Here is a 1,215-nt window from a genome sequence, read left to right as displayed (position 1 = left end):
CAGGGTCTTTGAGAAGTCTCGAGGTGGGCGGTTCGCCTGCTGAGCACTGGATGTGACGGCTTGTCGACTTCTGTCGGCAGCGACCCTGGACGCAGAACAGGCATGGCCGTTGGTGATCATGTGGGTGTCGAGTCCGTATGAGCACCGAGCGAGTCCATGCCTGCGCACCCATCTTCCCGCATGCCGTCATACCTCCGGAAACTGGGGGACGCCTCCAGCCCTGTCCCACTGGAAATGGCCGCTGACCTGCGGAGTTATCTGACCGCGGTGCCTGACCCGCGGGCCCGTCGCGGCATCCGTCACCCGTGGGCGGCCCTGCTGACCGCTGCGGCCGCCGCCGTTCTGGCCGGCGCCGCCTCGATCACGGCGATCGGAGAGTGGGTCGCCGACGCCCCGCAGCGCGTCCTGTCCCTGCTCGGGTTCCGCCCCGACCCGCTGACCGGCCTGATCCGGCCACCCCACGCCACGACCATCCGGCTCGTCCTGGCCGCCGTGGACGGCGACGCCCTCGACCGCGCCATCGGCGACTTTCTCCAGGAACGCAAGGCCCCGGCCTCCGGACGCAAGGCCATCGCCGTCGACGGCAAGACACTCCGCGGCTCTCGCACCGCCAGGCGGCCGGCCATCGCTCTGATCGCCGCGATGACCCACAGCGGCCATGTCCTCGCCCAACGGCAGACCGACGGGAAGAGCAACGAGATCCCGGCCTTCGCCCCACTTCTCGACGGCGTCGACCTGACTGGCGCGGTGATCACCGCGGACGCCCTGCACACCCAGCACGACCACGCCACCTACCTGCATAAACGCGGGGCCCACTACCTGGCCGTGATCAAGAGGAACCACCCCGGGCTGCACGAGAAGGTCCGCCGCCTGCCCTGGCGTGACGTCCACCTGGATCACTACGAACGCGGCCGGGGCCACCACCGCGACGAGGTCCGCCGTCTGAAGACGGCCGCGTTCGCCCACCCCGACTACCCGCACGCCCGCCAGGCCCTCCAAGTCGTGCGCCGGAGAAGGGACCTGGGCACGGGCAAGCTCTCGATCGAGCGGATCTACCTGGTCACGAGCCTGCCGCCCGGCGCGGCCGACGGCAGCGAACTCGCGGCCTGGATCCGCGGCCACTGGCACATCGAGAACCAGCTCCACCACGTCCGCGACCGCACCTTCCACGAGGACGCCTCGAAGATCCGTACCCGCCACCTGCCCCGCGTCATG

Annotated in this window: 1 protein-coding gene; it reads left to right on the top strand. The window is 70.0% G+C overall.

From position 1 onward, the window contains the following. Positions 1–267 precede the first annotated feature (267 nt). Positions 268–1,215, top strand: a 948-nt coding sequence (locus tag KYY02_RS33630) for an ISAs1 family transposase (RefSeq protein ID WP_371244872.1), incomplete at its 3' end; no start/stop codon positions are given.

Source organism: Streptomyces pimonensis (genome assembly GCF_041380215.1).
GTDB lineage: Bacteria > Actinomycetota > Actinomycetes > Streptomycetales > Streptomycetaceae > Streptomyces > Streptomyces pimonensis.
This window is presented reverse-complemented; position numbering and strand designations above follow the sequence as displayed.